The 2,078-nt window shown below is 65.7% G+C and carries 3 protein-coding genes; 2 read left to right on the plus strand and 1 reads right to left on the minus strand.

What is annotated here, in order from left to right:
• The first annotated feature begins 388 nt into the window (after positions 1 to 388).
• Positions 389 to 580, plus strand: a complete 192-nt coding sequence (locus ACEN88_RS29990) for a hypothetical protein (RefSeq protein WP_413345577.1) — start codon at positions 389 to 391, stop codon at positions 578 to 580.
• Between the two features lie 27 nt (positions 581 to 607).
• Here ACEN88_RS29990 and ACEN88_RS29995 read toward each other — a convergent pair whose 3' ends face one another.
• Complete coding sequence (locus tag ACEN88_RS29995) at positions 608 to 1,621, minus strand: hypothetical protein (protein WP_413345578.1); 1,014 nt, start codon at positions 1,619 to 1,621, stop codon at positions 608 to 610.
• 258 nt (positions 1,622 to 1,879) lie between these two features.
• Between ACEN88_RS29995 and ACEN88_RS30000 the strand changes: the two genes are divergently transcribed.
• On the plus strand, positions 1,880 to 2,078 hold a 199-nt coding region (locus ACEN88_RS30000; protein WP_413345580.1), incomplete at its 3' end, for a hypothetical protein.

Genomic DNA, 2,078 nt, shown 5'->3' on the forward strand with positions numbered 1-2,078 from the left:
AGAATCTTCTCGTCGCCGGCGCTCAGCATCGCGCCGGTGGCCGTGCCCGCCCCCGCCAGGAAGCCGCGCCTGGCTTGCCGCATGAAGCACGCGGCCGCGCCCGTGGCCGTTCCCTGAGACGCGCCGCAAGCGGCCGGGCCGTTCAGTCCCGACTGAACGGCATGACTCCCGAATCGCAATTCTCCGTGTACCTGGCTGCATGAGTGCAGCGGCAGCATGCTGCCGTTTCACGCGTCCATTGCCGGGCTTACGTGTTCCGGCACGATACTGTTGAATCCTCCACCTGCCCGTAACGCCGTTTTTAAAGGCCGTGTTCGCGCGAGTCATGTGAACGTCAGACCGTCGCCGTGGTCATGCGAATCGTCGAGATCACTCATCGGGAGCGGCGATGCGCAGCCTGTCGGTCGACGAATTGTTTGCCTCGCTGGCCGCGGTGGAATCGTCGGCCAGCGCGCTTGCCCGTCTGAGGGAATGGAGCGCCAGCATTGCGCATCCGGCCGCGTGCAACGCCCCGACAGGGACACCGCTCATCAAAGAAAAAGCGGGTAACGACGCATGGTCGTTACCCGCTTCGCCGTGACGCCGCTTGCGCACGGATCGCAGGCTTCTACACCCGCTTGACGTTGCGCGTAAACGCATCGTTCTTGGTCGGCAGGACGAAGATTTTAGGCGACTTGTCGCTGCCCTTGTCGTCGTCCTTCCCGTCCTTTTCTTCTTTCTTGTCTTTCTTGTCCTTCTTGTCCGCTTTCTTGTCGTCTTTCTGCCCGGTCTTCCCGGTCTTGTGCTCGCCCTTCGACGGCTTGGACGGCTCCGACACGTGACTGGTCGTGGACGTGTGGCCGCCTTTCTTGCCGCGTCCGCCCGGGACGAGCGACGCCGCCGTCAGCACTGCGGCGCCGCCGAAGACCGCGTCGCTGACGGTGCCGTTCGCCAGCGCGGTCGCGCCCGCGTTCGTGCCCGTCTCCACCGCCGATTTGACCACCTTGCCGACACTGCCATGCATCAGGCCGGCAATCGCGCCGTTGATCTGGTCGTTGCCGATGTGCAGGGCCGACAGGGCCGAGGCCGCGATCGTGGTGCCCATGCCTTCCGGGGTCAGGTCGGCCGCCAGGTTGAGCGCATCCTCGCCGACATGGCCGAGTTCGCCCATCATCCCCTTCAGGTCGCCATGGGCCAGGTCCTTGACGGCGCTGAGCGAATGTTCGACGATGCCCTCGGCCGAATTGACCAGGTCCTTCAGGCCCGCGTCGGTGCCCTTGTTGACCGCATCCTTGACGGTTTCCAATCCTTTTTCGACATCCGCGACGAGGTGGTCGAAGCCCTTGCCGAGGTGGAGGTCGCCGAGCGTCTTGAGGGCCATGTCGGCGGTGCCGGTGGCCGCGTCCGCCGCCGTCTTTTCCAGGTCCGAGCCGAGCTTGGCCAGGTCCTGCAGCGCCAGCTTCATGTTGCCCTGCATGAGCGCCTCGGTCAGGTCGAGCGCATCCTTCAACACGTTGAGGACGTCGTGCGCCAGTTTCTTCGCGAGGTGCTCGACGCCGTGGGCGACCGCGCCAGCGGCCTTCTCGATATCGTGGCCGAGATGTTGAAACGCGTGTTTCATTTTTGTAAATATACTGCTCATGCTGTGCTCCTCGATGCGCCGGTGCGCGTTGGGTTGCGGGAGAGTGAAAAGGTTTGGCCGCGCAGAATCGCAAACGCGATCCTCCTGGTACGTAGCGTAAGAGAATGGCGGTCCCCGGCCGGGGCGGGATGCGAAGAGGTGCGGTTGGCGCCGAAGTCAGGCCGGCGCTTCGCCGGGACGGGCCGCGCTTCGCTGGCGGTCGCGCGGGCGCGGCGGCGGATCCCTAAGATGGCGGCCATTCGCATTCAAGGAATCCGCATGACACGCATACACGGCGCCGCCGCGTATCCCACGCCACCGGCACTCGACTCGACGGCCGATGTGGCCGCTACCTCCCGCGCGGCCGGCGTTTCCCGCAGCAGGGGGAACACGACGCTGTTGGCACCGGGTGCGCCCGACGTCCTCGCGGCCAAGTCCTCTGGCGGCGCCGGCAGCCGGGCCAGGGTCGCGTCGGCCC

The organism is Massilia sp. CT11-108 (assembly GCF_047302915.1).
Classification (GTDB): Bacteria; Pseudomonadota; Gammaproteobacteria; order Burkholderiales; family Burkholderiaceae_D; genus Telluria; species Telluria orientalis.